Origin of the sequence: Parasynechococcus marenigrum WH 8102 (genome assembly GCF_000195975.1) — a bacterium.
Lineage (GTDB): Bacteria > Cyanobacteriota > Cyanobacteriia > PCC-6307 > Cyanobiaceae > Parasynechococcus > Parasynechococcus marisnigri.
Genome location: NC_005070.1, coordinates 310,798 through 328,772, shown reverse-complemented (window position 1 = coordinate 328,772; position 17,975 = coordinate 310,798). Strand labels below are relative to the sequence as shown.

The following is a 17,975-nucleotide window of genomic DNA, read 5'->3' as shown; positions in this document are numbered from 1 at the left end:
TGCTGGGTTGCAGCGGCCGGGTGGAACGAGCGGCAACCGGTTGGATCGACCGCAGCCAGGAGGATCCCGCCCTCAGTGGCGACGGGCGCCTGCTGGCGGTGATCAGCCAGATCCAGGGTCGTCCGACGGTGCAACTGCGCGGAGAGGACGGCAGCATCCGGCCGGTGCCGCAATTGCGGCGCCATCAGCCCCATAGCTCACCGTCCCTGAGCTGGAACGGCCGTTACCTGGCCTTGATCACCCAACGGGGCAAACGGCGTCTGGCGGTGGTGCTGGACCGCCTCAATGGCCGGCTGCATCCCCTTCCCCTGCCCGGTGGACGGGATCCCGTGCGCCTGAGCCTGGCGCCGGATGCCCGCCGGCTGGCCCTGCAGGTGGCCGACCAGGGCCAGTGGCGGGTGGAACTGCTCGATCTCAGCGAACTGCTGGAGCCGGATCGTGCAGCCGGCCAGGCCCTCACCACGCCGCCATTGGAGAGCTCCCGATGACGCCGACCGCCTCGCTGCTGCTGCTCTCCCTCCTGTTGCTGAGCTGCAGTGGTCCGCGGCCGACACCACTGCCCGATTTCAACGGTCTGCTGCGTCAGAACGCCAGCAGCCGACGCGACCCCGCCCTGGCGCAACGCTGGCTGGCCAGCCTGACCCTGCGGGGTGGCCGGGAACGGGTGGACCTGGTGGATCTGGGGTCACGGCAACCGGTGCCATTACCGGGGCTCAACCGCGCTGATGCCCAGCCGATCAGCGTCAGCGTCAGTGCTGATGGCACGCGCCTGGCGGTGGTGCAGCAGCGGGACGAACGCACCGAACTGGTGCTGTATCGCCGCAATGTGGGCACGGTGCAACGGCTGCCGCTGGAGCCACCTGGGGTGCCTCGTGCCGTAAGCCTCAATGCTGATGGGCGACGGTTGGCGGTACAGGTGAGCCGCGGCGGACGCTGGGAGGTGGACCTGATCCGCCTGCCCTGATCAGGGCAGCAGCCCTGCCCAATGCAGGAAGGTGTCTCCGCTGATCGCCTCGATCACCAGAATTGCCGTGAAGCCAACCATGGCAAATCGACCGTTCACCCGCTCGGCGTAACCACTCCAGCCAAAAGCGGGGACATCGCTGGTTGTGGCGGACGTCTCCGGAACCGAAGCGGTTGCAGGGGGCTCGCTGGGGGAGGTCATCCGGCCTGATCAGGAACGCTCGAAGTCATAGCTGGTCGCCGGCATCAACCGCCAGTCGCCGTTGCCGCTGAGCTCGAGCACTGAATCGTGGAACTGCTTGAGGGTGGGACGGTGGCCAATGCTGATCACCGCCAGTTCCCGCTGGCGCAACAAGGCATAGAGATGATCCTCTGTGGCTACATCCAGAGCACTGGTGGCTTCATCCAGCACCACGAACCGTGGGGCATTCAGCAGTAATCGGCCGAAGGCCAGGCGTTGCTGCTCACCAAGGGACAGGATGCGAGGCCAGTCCTGCTTGACGTCCAGGTCGGGGTAGCGGGTCGAGAGGGTGCTGAGGTTCACCTCATCCAGCACATGGCGAAGTTGGTCGTCACTGAACCGGCCTTCATCGGTGGGATAACAAAGCTGTTCCCGCAACGACCCCAGCAGCATGTAGGGCTTCTGGGGGATGAACAGGAGCTCGCCTGTGGGTGGACGTTCGACATACCCCTGACTGGGGGACCAAAGACCACTGATCATGCGCAGCAGTGAGGTCTTTCCGCAGCCGGAGGGACCCACCACCAGCAATTTGTCGGTTTCACCAACGCTGAGGCTGAGATCCCGCACGATCGGCTGATCAGCACCGGGTGGGGTGAGATCGGCATGGCGCACCACGATCGACTCCGCTCCCTGCTGCACAGGGTCTGCACCCCTGGCCTCACGGCTCACCTGCTCCACCTCGCTCTGGAAACCCTCAAGGCGGGAGATTCCGGCCGTGAACTGCGCCAATTCCTCGATCTGATTCACCACATAGAACAGCGATCCCTCCACCATTCCGAAGGCGAAGTTGGCTTGAATGAAGCCGCCGTAATCAATTTCCCCTGCAAAGTAGGGGACAGCCATGACCAGATAAGGAAAGAAGTTTCCGGCATATCCGATCGAGCGACGCATCACATCAATGATGACGCGCCAGATAATCAGAAGGTTGAAATTACGAACAACAGAGCCGAGACGCCGCTCGGTTTCAGCAGCTTCAGGCTCTTCACCGGAGTAAAAGGCAATGGACTCGGCGTTATTGCGGATATGAACCAATCCGTAGCGGAAATCAGCCTCGTAGCGCAGCTGATCGAAGTTGATCTTCACCAGCTTGCGCCCGGAGATCACCAGCACTGCAGTCGCGAAACTTGCGTAGCCGAAGAGTGACAGCGTCAGTGTTGTACTGATGCTCCAGAGAATAAGAATGTTGAGGGAAAAGGTCAGCAGGGCATCGAATACCCCAAGGGTGAATTGAAGGCTCTGGGACGTGAAAGATCGGGTGTCATCGGTAATGCGCTGGTCTGGATTATCAACATCCGTTGCCTGTTCATCGTTCGGATTGAGAACGTAATAGGCGCGGTTGCGCATGTAGTCCCCGATCAGGCTGCGAGACAACCAATCGCGCCAGATAATCCCCAGCTTGAAGGTGAAGAAGATCTGAGACACACGAATCGGCAACGCCACCACAAAGCAGCAGGCGTAAATAATCAGGATCCGATAAAAACCATCTTCCTGTTTGGCCACCAGGGCATTGGTGAGGTCTCGCGCGATGAAGCCGATGCCGGCATTGATGCCATTGACCGTCAGCAACATCAGCACAATCACGCCGAGCATCAGCCAGTGCAGCCAGCGGCGGTTGCGAAGCTGTTGGCGCATCGCCAGGAACGCCGCTCCTCCCATCAGGAACAAACCGCTGAAGACCACCCCCCAGGCGCTGCTCCAGATGCCGGCGATCGTGCTGGACACCCCGCCGAAATACTTCTCGGTGACCTCCGGCAAGAGCTGTTCAAACAGGCCAATCAGGCCGGTGAGAGCCACCAGCACCAACCCGCCGACGCAGAACAACAGCGCCACCAGCAACCCAACGAATTGCCAGCCGCTGGCCTGATCGAGGGGCAGGAAGAAAGGCTGGGCCAGGTTGCGCAGCTTGTTGAGCTGGCCGCGCAAACCCTGGCGCGACTCCATGGAAGAAACCGTCATGGGTGCATTGTGGCGAGGCTGACCTCAACCGGGCGGCCAATCCAGGGGTCGGCCACCGATCACGTGCACATGCAGGTGGAACACGGTCTGCCCCGCGGCGGCGCCACTGTTGATCACAGTGCGGAAATCCTCCAGACCCTCCTGCCGCGCAACCCGGGCCGCCACCAGCAGCAGATGCCCCAACAGCGCTTCATCGCCGCTACCAGCGCTGCGCAGGCTTTCAATCGGCTGCCTGGGGATCACCAAAACATGCACGGGGGCCTGGGGAGCGATGTCGCGAAAGGCCAGGCAGCGATCGTCGCTGTAAACCTCATCGCAGGGAATGTCCCCCCTGAGGATCTTTCCAAAGATCGTGTCGTCCGCCATGGCGAAAAGATCAGGAGGGGGCTGCTGATGTGACAGGCGGGGCATCAACCCCATGCATCACAACTCTTCCTGAATGCTGGCACGTTGTCTCAGTGCATCGCTGCAGGGCCTGCAGGCCCATCCCGTCACCGTTGAAGTCGACCTGGCACCCGGACTGCCGGGGATTCAACTGGTGGGGTTGCCGGACAAGGCCATCCAGGAATCCCGGGAACGGGTGCGATCCGCCCTGCGCAACTCCGGCTTCCGCGGACCGCTGGTGCGGGTGGTGATCAACCTGGCCCCCGCCGATCTACGCAAGGGAAGGCCCGCCTTTGATCTACCGATTGCCCTGGGACTGCTCGTCGCCAGTGGCCAGCTGGATCGACCTCGCCTGAACGGCATCTGGTGCGCCGGCGAACTGGGGCTCGATGGCAGCCTCAGACCATGCCGCGGTGTGATTGCCATCGCCGAGCTGGCCGCTCGCCACGGAGCTCAGGCCCTGGTGGTACCTCCGGGCAATGCCGATGAAGCGGCACTGATTCCAGACCTGGTGGTGCGCACCGCCCCAGACCTGCAGCAACTGGTGCAGCAGCTCAAAGGAGAACGGCCCTGCCTGCGGGTGTGCCGGGCCCGACCCGAGTCGCAGCAGCATGAGCCTGCCTCGATTCAGGCCGAGGGGCTGGCGGGGCAGGGCCTGGCCCTGGCGGCCGCAGGCGGTCATCACCTGCTGATGGTGGGTCCACCCGGTTGCGGCAAGACCCATCTGGCCCGTCAACTGCCTTCGCTGTTGCCGCCGCTCAGCCCTGATGAAGCCCTCACCATCATCCGCATCCAGTCGGTGGCGGGGCAGCTCGAGCATCCGCTGAATCTCCAGCTGCAGCGCCCCTTCCGGGCACCACACCACAGCAGCTCAGCGGCGGCCCTGCTGGGGGGCGGCAGTCATCCAAGGCCGGGGGAGTTGAGCCTGGCCCACGGCGGCGTGCTGTTCCTTGACGAACTGGCGGAATTCCCCCGGGCCGTGCTGGATCAACTGCGCCAGCCCCTGGAGGAAGGAACGGTCCGGTTGAGCCGCGCTCGCCTGAAAACGGCGTTCCCAGCCGCCATCACTTTGGTGGCCGCCACCAACCCCTGCTCCTGTGGATGGCACGGCGACCGAGAGCACGGCTGTCGCTGCAGCCACAGCCAACGTCAGCGGTATTGGCAGCGGTTGTCCGGCCCGCTGCTGGACCGGCTGGATCTGCAACTGCGGCTGGAGCGGCGCCCCGCACAGGAGATGCGCCGCTGCCTGAACGGGAACTGCAGAAGCGACGACCCTTGGCTGCAACCGGAGACGATTGCATCCGCCCGGCAACGCATGCAGCACCGCAACCCTGGCGGGGTCTGCAACCGTGACCTGCCGGCGACTGCTCTGGGGGATCGCAGTGGCTTCGGTGCAGCAGCACTGCAGCTGTGGGAGCGACTGGTGGCCCATCGGGGACTGTCCACCCGCAGTGGCATCCGGCTGCTGCGGGTGGCGCGGACCGTGGCAGACCTCAATGGAGAGAATGAGGCGAGCGCCGACGCGGTGGCGCAAGCCAGCCACTACCGCTGCAGCGACCTGTTGGGATCAAGGGATCACAACAATGTCAGTCATTCCTGAACGACTGACTCGGCACATCCCGATAGGGCTGAGGTCCGATCGGCGGCGGCTGCAGGTGACGATCCTGCTCTGAACCGAGGGCATGAACCATCGCTTCACCCAGCCAATGGAACCAGTGGAGCAGCTTGGCTTTCATCGCATCCTCATGATCGCTGCCTTCAGTGTGGAAACGCTGACGCGATGCGGCAACGGGTGAAAACACCTGATGCCGCCAACCATCACTGGGCTGGAGCGCTGTCGCGGAAGACGTAAATGTGGCCAAGGGTCTTCTTGCCGTAGGCACGACGCATCAGGGTCCAGCCCGGCTCCAGGTTGAACTTGAGGAAGTCACTGCCGGCACCACCGGTGCTGGCAATCAGGAAGGTGGGTTGACTGCGATCCCTGGTCGGTGCTGCCAGCAGCTCCATGTCGCTGCCGGTGTTCACCACCGTGAGGCGGTAACGGGTGCCGAGGTCATCGCCACCGATACGGAGGGAATAGCCGTTGCCGTCGATATAGCGGTTGCAGATCCCGGTGAAATCAAAGGTCGACAACAAGGGATCGACGGTGGCGGGTGAGCTGCCGCTGACGGCGAAGCAGGGTCGCTTCTCGGACCGCTGCTCGTAGATGTTGAGCTGGGAGCGCTCGCCGTTGCCGATCGGTGCCGACACCAGGATGAACTTGCTGGTGTCCACAGGCACAGCGGTGAACAGCGATCCCTGGGCCTGGGCTGCTGGTACGGCAGCCATACCAAGAGCAAGACCGGCGGCAGCGGGCAGAAGGCGAGAGATCACGGCCGGAAGCGGAGCTGGACGGATCGTAAAAGTGCCGAGCCGGTCAGTCGCCCCCAATCAGGCCGGTTTGTTGAGGCGAATCGCAACAATCAGGGTTGCCACGGTGGCGGGGGCCGCCAAGGCCAGGATCCAGCTGGTGGTGCTGACCCCAAGATCGGGATCGCCGTAGGCCAGCTCGAACACGCAACCGGTGCTGGCGATGCCGAGAACACAGGCGAGGGCCAGGAACAATCCGGCCAGGGGCTTCATCGGCATGGATCAGGACACGCTCTGAACGTGCTGGCGCTGGAAACCATGATCCTTCAATTCCTTCTGAAGACCGGCTTCATCGGTGACGCGATCCACAAACAACACACCATTGAGATGATCCATCTCGTGCTGGATGCAGCGGGCCATCAGACCATCGGCCTTCATCTTTCTCGGCCGTCCCATCTCATCGCGGAAGCTGAGCTCAATGGCAGTCGGCCTGACCACATCGAGGTAGACACCGGGGATGCTGAGACAACCTTCCTCGTAGGTGTCGATGCTGGCGCTGGCGGCACTGATCTCAGGGTTGATCAACACCAGCGGAGGTGTCGCAGCGTTCTCCAGGTCGAGGTCAATCACCAGCAGCTGCTGATGAATCCCCACCTGCGGAGCCGCCAGCCCAATGCCCTTGGCTGTGTACATGCTTCTGAGCATGTCCCGAGCCAGCTCGCGGGTCTGCTCCGTCACCTTGCCGATGCGTCGGGCCGACTGACGCAACACCTCAGCTCCGAGGGTGTGAATCTCAAGAGGAGGGGTCTCGAGAGCAGTCTTGGGGACCAACATCGTGTCCCGCGACTGTTCAGCCGCTCGGGCCAGCTGCGCAAAACTCCCGGCCAAGACCACCCCAGCGTTGATACAGCATGGTAATTGGCTTGATCCAGCTGGTATGGCCCCGACCCCACTTCCGGCATCGATCGCCGTCGGCAAGCTTCCTGGCCTCAAGGAGCCACAGCTTCTCGAGGGGCCGGATCAGCGAATCTGGCTGATCTGGCTGGAACAGCGCCCTCAGGAAAAAGGACGCACCACGGCCCTGATCCGCCCCTTCGGCGCTGCGGAGCTGAGTCCGACGGAACTCACCCCTGCCCCGATCAGCCTGCGCAGCCGGGTGCACGACTACGGCGGCGGCGTGTTGTGCAGCGGCATGGATGGCGAAACGTTGCTGCTTGTCTGGATCGCAGACGGAGCCCTGTGGCGACAGGACTGGCGGCTCCCTCTGCTGGGGGACAACAGGCCTGAGCCGCTGATGGCGCCTCTGAAGCTGACGCGCGATGGCGACTGGCAGCTGGCGGACGGCCTGCTGGATCTGAAGCGCCGCCGCTGGCTTGGTATTCGCGAGATCAATGGCGTGGATCAACTTGTAAGCGCCGACCTGGATGCAACGCAACAAGAGCCGAAGCTGCGATATCAGCCGGCAGACTTCGCCGGCTATGGCTGTCTCAGTGCGGATGGCACGCAACTGGCCTGGGTGGAATGGCAGCAACCGGCCATGCCCTGGCAGAGCAGTGAACTGTGGTGCGCCGATCTCAGCCCATCCGGTGAACTGACTGAAGCGAGTGCGATTGCTGGCGGTGAAGGGGTGTCGGTGTTCCAGCCCCAGTGGCTGCCGGACGGATCGCTGCTGGTGGCGGAAGACAGCGACGGTTGGTGGAACCTGAAGCGACGTGGACCGGGGAGCACCACCTGGGAGAACCCTTGGCCGATGACGGCGGAAACCGCGTTGCCGCAGTGGATCTACGGCATGAGCACAACAGCCTGGGATGGGGAACAACTGCTCGCTGCAACCTGTTGCGATGGCTGCTGGTCGCTCCAACGCCTGAGCCTGGACGGCACGGTCACCCACATCGATCAACCCTTCGACGACCTGGCCGGGCTGCGGGCCCTCAACGGTCGCGCCGTGGCCGTGGCCAGCAACAGCAGCTCCATGGCCGGGTTGCTGGAACTGACCCTGTCTCCAACGGCCCCATGCGCCTGGGTCCACACCCCTGCGATGGAGACGCCGATCGCCCAGGCCGACATCAGCGTGGCGGAGCCGATCTGGTTCGCCGGTCATGCCGGCCAACGCACCCACGCCTGGTATTACCCGCCCCAGGGACAACCACCAACACCGGCGCAGCTGTTGGTGAAAAGCCACAGCGGTCCGACAGCCATGGCCCGCCGTGGCCTCAGCCTGGCGATTCAGTACTGGACCAGCCGCGGTTGGGGCGTGGTGGACGTGAACTACGGCGGATCCACCGGTTTTGGCCGGGCCTACCGGGAACGGCTGAACGGCGGCTGGGGAGTGGTGGATGTGGCGGACTGCGCCGCCGCAGCCCAAGCCCTCATCAGCTCCGGTCGCGCCCATCCCGACCAGATCGCCATCGAAGGCGGCAGCGCCGGTGGTTTCACCACCCTGGCAGCCCTGTGCTTCAGCGATGTATTCCGCGCCGGCGCCTGCCGCTATGCCGTCTGTGATCTCACAGCCATGGCACAGGACACCCACCGCTTTGAAGCCCGTTACCTGGACAGCCTCGTTGGCGATTGGCCCGCCGAGCGAGAGCGCTATGAGCAACGCTCACCCCTGCTTCACGCCGAGCAGATCATCTGCCCTGTGCTGTTTTTCCAGGGCCTGCAGGACAAGGTGGTGCCGCCGGAACAAACCCAACGCATGGCGGATGCCCTGCGCCGCAATGGGATCCCGGTGGAAGTGAGGCTGTTCGACGACGAAGGCCATGGCTTCCGCAACCAGGCCACCCAAATTCAAGTGCTGGAAGAAACGGAACGATTTTTCAGAACCCACCTCAACTGCTCTGGAACAAGCAATCAGGTCTGAACGTCAGAACCAACACGTCACCATCAGTGAACGTGTTAACCGTGCTCCCTCAGGAAGCCGATGGTGGACGTCAACTCCTCGCTGAAGCGATCGATTTCTTCAAAGGTGCTGATGAAACTGAGGCTGGCCCGGGCCGATGCCGTCACGCCGTAATGGCGGTGCAGGGGCTGACAGCAGTGGTGGCCACTGCGGATACAGATCCCTGAGGCATCCATCAAGGCAGCGATGTCGTTGGCATGGACGCCGTCCACCAGGAAGGTGGCAAGCGCACCGCGATCCGACTGCTGCTCCGGCGTGGGCCCCAGAACCCGTACACCCTCGATGGCCTGAAGCCGACCGAACAGGTGGCGGGTGAGCTGCGCTTCCCAGGCCTGAATCGCCTCCAGCCCGATGGCTTGCAGATAGCGAATCGCAGCGCCCATCCCCACCGCTTCGCCGATGGCTGGGGTGCCAGCCTCGAACTTATGGGGCAGTACCGCCCAGGTGCTGTGGTCGAGAAACACGTCCTGAATCATCTCGCCGCCACCCAGGAACGGTGGCATCGCCTCCAGCAGCGCTTCCCGCGCCCAAAGGAAGCCCATTCCCGTTGGGCCGCAGAGCTTGTGGGAGGAGCCCACCAGAAAATCAACGTCGAGGCCAGCCACATCAATTGGCTTGTGAGCCAGGCTCTGGCAGGCATCCACCAGCACCAGGGCTCCAGCGGCATGGGCAGCGGGGATCACCTGGTCCAGGGGATTGCAGCAACCCAGGGCATTGCTGATGTGCACCAGGCTCACTAAGCGGGTGCGGTCGGTGAGCTTGCTGCGGAAGTCTTCGAGATCCAGCTCTCCGGCCTCCGTGATTCCCACATGGCGCAGAACACAGCCGGTGCGCTGGGCCAGCAACTGCCATGGCACCAGATTGCTGTGGTGCTCCATCAGCGTGAGCAGCACCTCATCACCCTCACGCAGATTGGCTTCACCCCAGCTGCGGGCGACGAGATTGATCGCCTCGCTGGCGTTACGGGTGAACACGATTTCGCGCGGGCTGGCGGCACGCACGAACTCCGCCGTCACCGTGCGGGCTGCTTCAAAGGATTCGGTGGCCCGGGCACTGAGCTGATGAGCACCGCGATGAACGTTGGCGTTGTCTGCGGCGTAGTACTGCTCCAGGGCCTGCAACACCTGGCGCGGCTTCTGACTGGTGGCGGCGTGATCGAGGTAAATCAGCGGATGGCCATCCGGCGCGCGCTGGTCAAGGATCGGGAAATCGGCACGATATCGATCAGATAGCACACCCATATCATCACGATATTTCACAGCAGAACTTGTTGTCATCGGCTCAACCCCGCCATCACCCGCTCCAGGGGCCCCCAGGCCTCCGCCGAGGCCGGCAGGTGCTCGATCACCTCCTGGCAGGCCCCCCGCAGCAACAGAGCGGCAGCATCAGCGGCGGCGATCCCGCGACTCTGCAGATAAAACAGCTCGTCTTCCTGCAGCTGACTCACCGTGGCGCCATGGGCACAACGCACATCGTCGGCCACGATCTCCAACTCGGGCTTGGTGTCCACCCGCGCCCGCTCGGACAGCAGCAGATTGCGGCTCAGCTGTGCCGCATTGGTGCGCTGCGCGTCCCGGGGCACCTGAATGGCACCGTTGAAGATGGCATGGGAGCGACCGCCGGCCAGGCATTTCTGCAGCTGATCCAGCTCCCCCTCCGGTCCGTCGAAACGCACAGCCGTGTGGGTGGCCAGCTGCTGATCCGCCTGACTGACCGCCAGACCCTTGAGCTCTGTGGTGGCCTGTCCATCCACCTGCACCACCCGAGGCTCAACCCGCGCCAGATCCCATCCCTGCACCACAGAGGTGAAGGCATAACGGCTGCGGGGCTCCTGCTCCACCGCCAAATGGGCGAGCAATGACGCCTGACCGTCAGCCGTGGCCAGCAGTCCGTGGCGCAGCTGGGCTTCCTGGCCCAGGTGCACCTCCAGCACATGGCTATGGGCCGAGGCCCCATCGGACTGCAGCACCTGCAGCAGATCCAGGCTCGCCTTCTCCTCCACCAGCAGCACAATCCGGGTGGCCGTCAGACCAGCAGCACCGGTCAGCACCAGCTCCAAGGGAGCTACCGCACCACGCACCCGTAGGGCCAACACCTGCCGCGCCGAGGCATGGTTGAGTTCCACGGGCCAGCTACCGGCACAGCCGCAGCGATCCAGGGTATGACCCAACGCCTGCTCCAGTTCCACCGCTGAGAGGACACTCAATCCCTCCGGCAGAGCAACACCGTCGAGGGGGTCACCCTGACCATCGAGCACCAACCGGTGTACACCTGCCGAGGCCGGGGGGAGTGCAAGGGGCGCCACAACTGCACTCAGGGGGAGCCTGGCCAACGCCTCCAGGCGTTTGAGGTCCGTGAGCCGCCACGGCTCCTGGCGGCGGGTCGGCAAACCCAGCCGCTCCAACGCGGTCCGACCGCGCTCCTGAACCGGTGCCAACACCGCGCTTTCCATGGTCAGGCCACTCCCTGGGCTGCCAGTTCCTTGTCCACCCAGTCGTAACCGGTCTTTTCCAGCTCGAGGGCCAGGTCACGACTGCCGGTGCGCAGGATGCGACCGGCCGCCATCACATGGACGTAATCGGGCGTGATCTCATCGAGCAGACGCTGATAGTGGGTGATCAGCAGCGTGGCGTTATCCGGTGTGGCCAACTGGTTCACACCGCCAGCCACGATGCGCAGGGCATCGATGTCCAGGCCGGAATCCGTTTCATCGAGGATGGCCACCACGGGGTCCAGCAGGGCCATCTGGAGAATCTCATTGCGCTTCTTCTCTCCACCGGAAAACCCTTCATTGACGCTGCGTTCCAGGAAGGCGGGGTCCATCTGGACCACTTGGAGCTTCTGCTGAACGTGGTCTTCAAAGTCGAAGGTGTCGAGTTCCTCCAACCCCTGCTTGCTGCGGCGGGCGTTGGCCGCCACGCGCAGGAACTCAAGGTTGCTCACTCCGGGAATCTCCACCGGGTACTGAAAACCGAGGAACACCCCGAGACGAGCCCGCTCCTCCGGCTCCAGCTCAAACAGATCGGAGCCGCGGTAGCGCACGGTGCCAGCGGTCACCCGATACGCGGGATGGCCAGCCAGCACCTTGGACAGGGTGCTTTTGCCGCTGCCATTGCGGCCCATCACCGCATGGATCTCACCGGCCCGCACCTGCAGGTTCACCCCTTTGAGAATGGGCTGATCCTCAACAGAGGCATGCAGGTTGTTGATGTCGAGAAGCAGCTCGGCGTCGGGGCGGATCACTGGAGATGAAGAGAGAGAAAAGAGGATATGGAGCCAGAGGTCAGCCCACGGATCCCTCGAGCTTGAGGGCCAGCAGCTTGTCCGCCTCGGCGGCGAACTCCATCGGCAGCTGGTTGAACACATCACGGCAGAAGCCGCTGACCATCATCGACACCGCCTCTTCGAAACCGATGCCGCGGCTCTGCAGATAGAAGAGCTGATCTTCAGAGATTCGGCAGGTGCTGGCCTCGTGTTCGATGGCCGCCTGGGGCTGCTGGGAGCGGATGTAGGGGTAGGTGTTGGCGGCCGCCTGGTCTCCGATCAACATCGAGTCGCACTGGCTGTAGTTGCGGGCTCCCTTCGCTGCAGGCCCCATCTGGACCAAACCGCGGTAGCTGTTGCTGGAATGGCCGGCGCTGATTCCTTTGCTCACGATCGTGGAGCGGGTGCGGGGCCCCACATGAACCATTTTTGTTCCGGTATCGGCCTGCTGCCGGTTGTTGGTGAGTGCCACGGAATAGAACTCGCCAACCGAATCAGCCCCCTGCAGCACACAACTCGGGTATTTCCAGGTGATGGCGGAGCCGGTTTCCACCTGCGTCCAGCTGATGCGGCTGCGGGCACCCCGGCACTGCCCCCGCTTGGTGACGAAGTTGTAGATGCCGCCTACGCCATCTTCATCACCTGCGTACCAGTTCTGAACGGTGGAGTACTTGATCGAGGCGTCATCCAGGGCCACCAGCTCCACCACGGCAGCGTGCAATTGATTGGTGTCGAACATCGGAGCCGTGCAGCCCTCGAGGTAGCTCACAGAAGCCCCTTCTTCGGCGACGATCAGCGTGCGCTCGAACTGGCCTGTGTCGCCGGAATTGATCCGGAAATAGGTGGAGAGCTCCATCGGGCACTCGACACCCTTCGGGATGAAGACAAAGGAGCCATCACTGAACACCGCTGAGTTCAGTGCCGCGAAACAGTTGTCGTTGCTGGCCACCACGGAACCCAGGTAGCGCTCGATCAGCTCGGGATGCTCCTTGACCGCTTCACTAAAGGAGCAGAACACCACACCGTGCTCCGCCAGCTTCTCCTTGTACGTGGTGGCGATCGAAACGCTGTCGAACACAGCGTCCACAGCCACGTTGCTCAAGCGCTTCTGCTCGCTCAGGGGGATCCCAAGCTTGTCGAAGGTCTCCAGCAGCCTGGGGTCCACCTCATCAAGGCTGGACTTCTTGTCCTGCTGCTTCGGAGCGGAGTAATAAACGATGTCCTGATAATCGATCAGCGGATACCCCAAAGCAGCCCAGTCGGGCTCCTCGAGGGTGAGCCAATGACGGAAGGCCTTCAGCCGAAACTCCAGCAGAAACGCTGGCTCCTCTTTTTTGGCCGAAATCAGACGAACGACGTCTTCGCTGAGACCTTTGGCGATCTTGTCGGTCTCAATCTCGGTGACGAAGCCGTATTTGTACGGCTGGCTGACGAGGTCCCGTGTGGAGGTGCTGGTCATTCAGGTCAGCCGGCAGTCGCGTGAATCGTCTCGGTGGAGATCGTCTGGGTTTTGTTCGGGCAGGCGAAGGGGTTGTCTTCGGTGAGGAAAAGCATGCAGTGGCACTCCTTGCGCTCACGCATCGGCACACAAGGACAGTTCCAGAAGGCCTGGGACACCTCGGCTTCCTTGTCTTCGTAATGACGGCAGGGACAGAGCGCACCGCCGAGCTCGTCCTTGTGGCGTGCCAGCCCCTTCAGCACCACAGAGGTCACGCTGGACTCAGCGCAGAAATACGTGCCTGTGCGCTGGGCGTAGGTCTCAGCGAACTTGCGAATGACCTCCAGGCTTTCGGCGGTGGGCTCGGGAGCGGCGTCAGACATAGAGGAACGACGAAGTTACGAAACGACCTGGTTTCCTTATTCGAAGCCTAAGGCAACAGGTCGGCCCATGGAGAAGCACCATTGTGTACGCCGGGGCGGCCATTCCGGTGGCATCGTGGAACCAGGTTCGGCGCACCATGACCTCCCCAGTCCAGGCCAGCACTCGCGACGCTTTGCTGTCCCTGCTTCTGGAGCGCGGGGATGCCGACGCCGCGGACCTGGCCGGAGCCTTGAACCTGTCGGTCCAGGCGGTTCGACGGCAGTTGAAAAGCCTGGCCGAAGCTGGCCTGGCCGAAGCGAGCCCCAGCGTCTCCGGGCCAGGCCGGCCGAGCAACCGCTGGCGCCTGACCGACCAAGGGCGGGATCAGTTCCCCGATGGCAGCCAACGCTTTGCACTCGGGCTTCTCAACTCCATGCGCGCCAGCCTGCCGGAGGAAACCGTGCGAACCCTGCTGAACCAGCAGGCGGAGGACAAGGCCAGCCGCTACCGGGATCGGATCGGCAACGGCTCGCTGCAACAGCGCCTTGAGCAGCTGGCCAGCCTGCGACGGGACGAGGGCTACGTCACCCTCTGCAGCCCGGAGGAGGACGGGGTGAGCTGGCGCTTGCAGGAAGTCCACTGCTCCGTGCAGCGGATTGCCGAAGAATTTCCAGCCGTCTGTGACCAGGAATTAGTGCTGATCCGCAGGACGGTTCCCGATTGTCAGGTGGAACGGGTGCACTGGCGCCTCGAGGGAGGGCATGCCTGCGGCTTCCGCATCACACCACTGCAGAACTGAAGGCCATGGATGCCGCCGTGATCGCCAGGATTGATGCCACGCTGCTCCCGCAGATGGATCGCCACCATTTGCGTCTGTTGGCCCACTGCCTCGACAGCTTCCAGGCCATGGGACAGGGCAACGAAGGCCTGCTTCCCGATGCCGCCAACCGTCGCCGTTGGTGCGAACAACAGCCTGCCGTCGCAGACGATCCAGCCTTTCTGCGCTCCTTGATGCAGCAACTCAATGGAGCTGCCGAGCAACTTCAGGGCCTCGCCGACAGCCTCGGCAAACCCCCGCTTGAACTCCAGCTCGACGACTTGATCACCGCCGCGGAAGCCCGCTGCCATCATCAACTTCAGAACAAAAGCGCTGATGCCCCTTGAGATCGCTGATGCCCTCAGCTTCTTTCGCCTGAGCTGCGGCCGCTGGACCTCACAGCGCAGCCAGCACCACCTGTTGCACCGTCGGGCCGAAGCCGGTGCTTCTTTCATCGTGGTGGAAGAGCTGCTTAAAGGGGACGCGCGACTGGCCGAGATCGCCCAGCGCAACAACGAGAGCGTTGAGCGGATCGTTGGAGGCTGCTGGGTGCGCTGGAGCGGCTCCATGGCCTGGGATCGCGCCGGTGAATCCCATGAAGACCAGACCATGTTCGGCCTGATCCCCAGCGACGACGGCGGACGAAGCGGGTTGTTGCTGCGGGATCGCGGCTATGCCGAGAAAGCACCGGTGGCTGGGCAGTTCCACATGGATGCGGAGAACGGCCTGATCCTCACCACCGATTACGAAATGATGAGCTCCCTGGAGCGCTTCTGGTTCGCCGGCCCCAATCTGCGGCTGCGCACCAGCACGGTTCAGGGGTTGTCCAACAACGCCTCGTTCTGCATGGAGACACGGATGCTGGACATCGCGCCCCCAGCCGTATCGGCCAACGCCGAGCCCGCCAAAACCCTTGCGCCCTTCGGCTGGTAAGCAGAAGTACCCAGGGCGACTATTACGGGATGTAATTGCTGCTCCAGGCCGTGGAGTGGGGGCTTGCGGACACTTCTACGATCGCCGGCAGTGGATGCTGAAGCTCGCGTGGCCATTCCCCTTCTGGAGTACGCACCAATCACCCAGAACTCCCGGGTGGCAGCCCTGCGTGTTCAATCCGACGAAACGGCCCGTGCCAATTCCATGGATATCGCCATGGACCGGGACAACCTCGTCACGGTGATCGAAAGCGCCTACCGCCAGATCTACTTCCACGCCTTCAAGTCCGATCGGGACGTGAATCTCGAATCCCAACTGAAGGACGGGCAGATCACGGTTCGGGACTTCATCCGCGGACTGGTCCTCTCGGACACCTTCAAGCGCAGTTTCTACGGCATGAACAGCAACTACAAGGTGGTTCGCCACCTTGTGGAGAAGCTGCTGGGCCGCAAAACCAACAAGTCCGAAGAGATCGCCTGGTCGATCGTGATCGCCACCAAGGGCGTCGAGGGACTGGTGGACGTCCTGCTCGACAGCCAGGAATACCTGGACGCTTTTGGGTACGACACCGTTCCGTCGCAACGCAATCGCGTGCTCCCCGGCCGAGAGCTTGGTGACACCCCGTTCAACATCACCAGCCCTCGCTACGACGAGTACTACCGGGGAATCCTGGGCTTCCCCCAGATCGTCTTTATGGGCGGTCCCGCAAAACAGATTCCCGCACGAGCCAAGATCAAGCGCGGTGGATCTCCCAGCGACTACATGGCCTGGCTCAAGGATCTCCCCATGCCCAACCCAGGTGGGGGCTCATCCAGCACCGATATTGACTATATGTCTCGCGTTCCTTACCGCAGCATCGGTCGCTGATCCAAGGTCTCAAGAGTCCGAAAAGCGGGGCCTCAGCCCCGCTTTTTTTGTGTCGCAGACAGTGATCCCCGCCTTCTTCCCAGCTCTCCAGGGTCAGGATCCACTGACCCTGGGTTCGTTAACGGTTCGGAGAGGAATTTTTCATCGCACAATGATCCCAAATGAATCCTGGCGTTTTGGACGTGTCTCAGACCCTGACCTCATTGGCACGTCTGACCCTGCGTCAACTGCGCCAGATCGCCAGCGATCTCGGTGTACCGCTTTACAGCCGCAAGAGCAAGGAAGCTCTGGTGGATGAGGTGGCGCAGCGTCAGGAGCAGCGCGGTGGCGACCTCAAGGCCATCGAAGCCGAGTTAACTCCACCTGCACTCCCCACGACGGAGACCCGGGTGGTCTTCCTGCCCCGTGATCCCCAGTGGGCCTACGTGTTCTGGGAGATCTCCGACAACGATCGTAAGCGCGCTCAGAAAGAGGGAGCCAGCCGCCTATGCCTTCGCCTTGCCGATGTGACAGGCATGCAGGACGGCAGCGCCCATCCCCACACCCTCCAGGAAGTTCCTGTCGACAGCCACAGCACCGAGTGGTACCTGCCTGTTCCTCTTTGCGATCGCGATTACCGCGTTGAGTTGGGTTATCGCATCGGCACCACCTGGATGTCCCTGGCCTTCTCCTCCGTGGCCCGCGTCCCTGCTCTGCACCCCAGTGAGCAGATTCTCGACCAGTTCGTTCCCTTCAGCCTCGACAACGCCTCTCCTGCTGTTGCTGAACCGGCTCCAGTAGCTCCCCCCGCTGAGCCCAGCGACAGTGGCTTGCATGAGCGTCTTTACCAAAGTGCCACGGTTCACTTCCGTCGTCGTCGCGTCGGCTCCGAGGAATTCCAGGAAGCTCTGGATTCCTCCGCAGACTCCGATCGTCACGGCCTGAGCGACTCCGGCATCGGCCTCTGGGCTAGCGGTCGCAATGAGTCCGGCATCGGTGGCGTCGCTCCCCGTCAACGCTCTTTCTGGCTGGTCGCTGATGCTGAGTTGATCGTCTACGGAGCCACCGACCCCTCCGCCCGTCTCACCATCGGCGGCGAAGAAGTTCCCCTGTCCACCGACGGCACCTTCCGCATCCAGGTTCCCTTTCGTGATGGGGAGCAGGTTTACGCCATCGAAGCCACCGCTGCAGACGGCGAACAGAAGCGCAACATCACCCTCAACTTCGAGCGCCAGACACCCGAAGACAACAGCAACCCCGCCAGCGAAGCCCGCGCCGAGTGGTTCTGAACTCCTCCGAATCCAAGTCGCCAACCGCCCTGCGTTGGTTTGTGGCCATCACCCCTCTTGCAGGGGCGATGGCTTTTCCGCTGATCGTGCCGCTGGTGATGGCCCGAGTCGGCATCGGCGCTGGGGTCGCTGCGGCCCTTGTGCTTAGTGGCCTCTGGTTCGTCGCCATGCTCAAAACTTCCGAGATGCCCCACTGACAGGCTGCCGCCGGCCGGGGGAACACTGAGGGAGAG

General features: G+C 63.0%; 22 protein-coding genes. 10 read left to right on the top strand and 12 right to left on the bottom strand.

Translation table 11 applies throughout. The features are described from left to right. The first annotated feature begins 20 nt into the window (after positions 1–20). Positions 21–488 carry a TolB-like translocation protein gene (locus TX72_RS01675; protein WP_011127206.1) on the top strand — a complete coding sequence of 156 codons (468 nt, stop codon included), beginning with the start codon at positions 21–23 and terminating at the stop codon, positions 486–488. Beyond that, positions 485–964 carry a TolB family protein gene (locus TX72_RS01670; protein ID WP_011127205.1) on the top strand — a complete coding sequence of 160 codons (480 nt, stop codon included), beginning with the start codon at positions 485–487 and terminating at the stop codon, positions 962–964. Before TX72_RS01675 ends, TX72_RS01670 begins: the two co-directional genes overlap by 4 nt. Here TX72_RS01670 and TX72_RS01665 read toward each other — a convergent pair whose 3' ends face one another. Genes TX72_RS01665 through TX72_RS01655 form a run of 3 tightly spaced genes read right to left on the bottom strand, consistent with a single transcriptional unit; the run spans position 965 to position 3,526 of the window. Next, entirely contained in the window at positions 965–1,165 is a 201-nt protein-coding gene (locus tag TX72_RS01665) for a CAB/ELIP/HLIP family chlorophyll-binding protein (RefSeq protein WP_011127204.1), read from the bottom strand. Positions 1,166–1,174: 9 nt separating this feature from the next. After that, positions 1,175–3,160, bottom strand: coding sequence for an ABC transporter ATP-binding protein/permease (locus tag TX72_RS01660; RefSeq protein ID WP_011127203.1), 1,986 nt, complete (start codon positions 3,158–3,160; stop codon positions 1,175–1,177). 24 nt (positions 3,161–3,184) lie between these two features. Continuing rightward, positions 3,185–3,526: a histidine triad nucleotide-binding protein gene (locus TX72_RS01655; RefSeq protein ID WP_011127202.1), complete on the bottom strand. Its 342-nt coding sequence runs from the start codon at positions 3,524–3,526 to the stop codon at positions 3,185–3,187. 73 nt (positions 3,527–3,599) lie between these two features. Between TX72_RS01655 and TX72_RS01650 the strand changes: the two genes are divergently transcribed. Next, the gene (locus tag TX72_RS01650; protein ID WP_011127201.1) at positions 3,600–5,144 is read left to right on the top strand and encodes a YifB family Mg chelatase-like AAA ATPase; all 1,545 of its coding nucleotides are present in this window, start codon (positions 3,600–3,602) and stop codon (positions 5,142–5,144) included. Here TX72_RS01650 and TX72_RS14340 read toward each other — a convergent pair. From TX72_RS14340 to def, 4 genes are all read right to left on the bottom strand, one after another. After that, entirely contained in the window at positions 5,131–5,280 is a 150-nt protein-coding gene (locus TX72_RS14340; RefSeq protein WP_173358482.1) for a hypothetical protein, read from the bottom strand. The two genes, TX72_RS01650 and TX72_RS14340, sit on opposite strands and share 14 nt — an antisense overlap. 82 nt (positions 5,281–5,362) lie before the next feature. After that, entirely contained in the window at positions 5,363–5,872 is a 510-nt protein-coding gene (locus tag TX72_RS01640; protein ID WP_011127200.1) for a DUF3747 domain-containing protein, read from the bottom strand. A gap of 102 nt (positions 5,873–5,974) precedes the next feature. Further along, positions 5,975–6,172, bottom strand: coding sequence for a hypothetical protein (locus tag TX72_RS01635; RefSeq protein WP_011127199.1), 198 nt, complete (start codon positions 6,170–6,172; stop codon positions 5,975–5,977). A 3-nt stretch (positions 6,173–6,175) separates the two neighbouring features. Further along, a complete protein-coding gene (def, locus tag TX72_RS01630; RefSeq protein WP_011127198.1) occupies positions 6,176–6,781 on the bottom strand; it encodes a peptide deformylase in 606 nt (201 codons plus the stop codon). Positions 6,782–6,830: 49 nt separating this feature from the next. Between def and TX72_RS01625 the strand changes: the two genes are divergently transcribed. Then, a complete protein-coding gene (locus TX72_RS01625; RefSeq protein ID WP_011127197.1) occupies positions 6,831–8,753 on the top strand; it encodes a S9 family peptidase in 1,923 nt (640 codons plus the stop codon). A 35-nt stretch (positions 8,754–8,788) separates the two neighbouring features. On the opposite strand, the gene TX72_RS01620 is transcribed toward TX72_RS01625, so the two are convergent. From TX72_RS01620 to TX72_RS01600, 5 genes are read right to left on the bottom strand one after another with little or no spacing between them, the layout of a single operon-like run. Beyond that, positions 8,789–10,033: a SufS family cysteine desulfurase gene (locus TX72_RS01620; protein ID WP_404824900.1), complete on the bottom strand. Its 1,245-nt coding sequence runs from the start codon at positions 10,031–10,033 to the stop codon at positions 8,789–8,791. A gap of 32 nt (positions 10,034–10,065) precedes the next feature. Then, the gene (gene sufD / locus TX72_RS01615) at positions 10,066–11,244 is read right to left on the bottom strand and encodes a Fe-S cluster assembly protein SufD (RefSeq protein ID WP_011127195.1); all 1,179 of its coding nucleotides are present in this window, start codon (positions 11,242–11,244) and stop codon (positions 10,066–10,068) included. Positions 11,245–11,246: 2 nt separating this feature from the next. Then, entirely contained in the window at positions 11,247–12,035 is a 789-nt protein-coding gene (gene sufC / locus TX72_RS01610; RefSeq protein WP_042502841.1) for a Fe-S cluster assembly ATPase SufC, read from the bottom strand. 40 nt (positions 12,036–12,075) lie between these two features. Further along, positions 12,076–13,515 (bottom strand): Fe-S cluster assembly protein SufB, encoded by a 1,440-nt coding sequence (gene sufB, locus TX72_RS01605; RefSeq protein ID WP_011127193.1) that lies wholly within the window; start codon positions 13,513–13,515, stop codon positions 12,076–12,078. 5 nt (positions 13,516–13,520) lie between these two features. Beyond that, positions 13,521–13,877: a ferredoxin-thioredoxin reductase catalytic domain-containing protein gene (locus TX72_RS01600; RefSeq protein ID WP_011127192.1), complete on the bottom strand. Its 357-nt coding sequence runs from the start codon at positions 13,875–13,877 to the stop codon at positions 13,521–13,523. A 137-nt stretch (positions 13,878–14,014) separates the two neighbouring features. Between TX72_RS01600 and sufR the strand changes: the two genes are divergently transcribed. The 6 genes from sufR (at position 14,015) to TX72_RS01570 (ending at position 17,939) form a co-directional block, all read left to right on the top strand. Continuing rightward, on the top strand, positions 14,015–14,656 hold the full coding sequence (sufR, locus tag TX72_RS01595; RefSeq protein WP_042504106.1) for an iron-sulfur cluster biosynthesis transcriptional regulator SufR: 642 nt from the start codon (positions 14,015–14,017) through the stop codon (positions 14,654–14,656). Between the two features lie 5 nt (positions 14,657–14,661). After that, a complete protein-coding gene (locus TX72_RS01590) occupies positions 14,662–15,021 on the top strand; it encodes an NDH complex assembly factor CRR9 (protein WP_011127190.1) in 360 nt (119 codons plus the stop codon). Continuing rightward, positions 15,011–15,607: a phycobiliprotein lyase gene (locus tag TX72_RS01585; protein WP_011127189.1), complete on the top strand. Its 597-nt coding sequence runs from the start codon at positions 15,011–15,013 to the stop codon at positions 15,605–15,607. The genes TX72_RS01590 and TX72_RS01585 overlap by 11 nt, the downstream gene beginning before the upstream one ends. Positions 15,608–15,715: 108 nt before the next feature. After that, positions 15,716–16,474: a phycobilisome rod-core linker polypeptide gene (locus TX72_RS01580; protein WP_011127188.1), complete on the top strand. Its 759-nt coding sequence runs from the start codon at positions 15,716–15,718 to the stop codon at positions 16,472–16,474. A 182-nt stretch (positions 16,475–16,656) separates the two neighbouring features. Next, a complete protein-coding gene (locus tag TX72_RS01575) occupies positions 16,657–17,742 on the top strand; it encodes a DUF4912 domain-containing protein (RefSeq protein WP_042504105.1) in 1,086 nt (361 codons plus the stop codon). Next, on the top strand, positions 17,733–17,939 hold the full coding sequence (locus TX72_RS01570; RefSeq protein ID WP_042502837.1) for a DUF8677 family protein: 207 nt from the start codon (positions 17,733–17,735) through the stop codon (positions 17,937–17,939). Before TX72_RS01575 ends, TX72_RS01570 begins: the two co-directional genes overlap by 10 nt. The last annotated feature ends 36 nt before the right edge of the window (positions 17,940–17,975 follow it).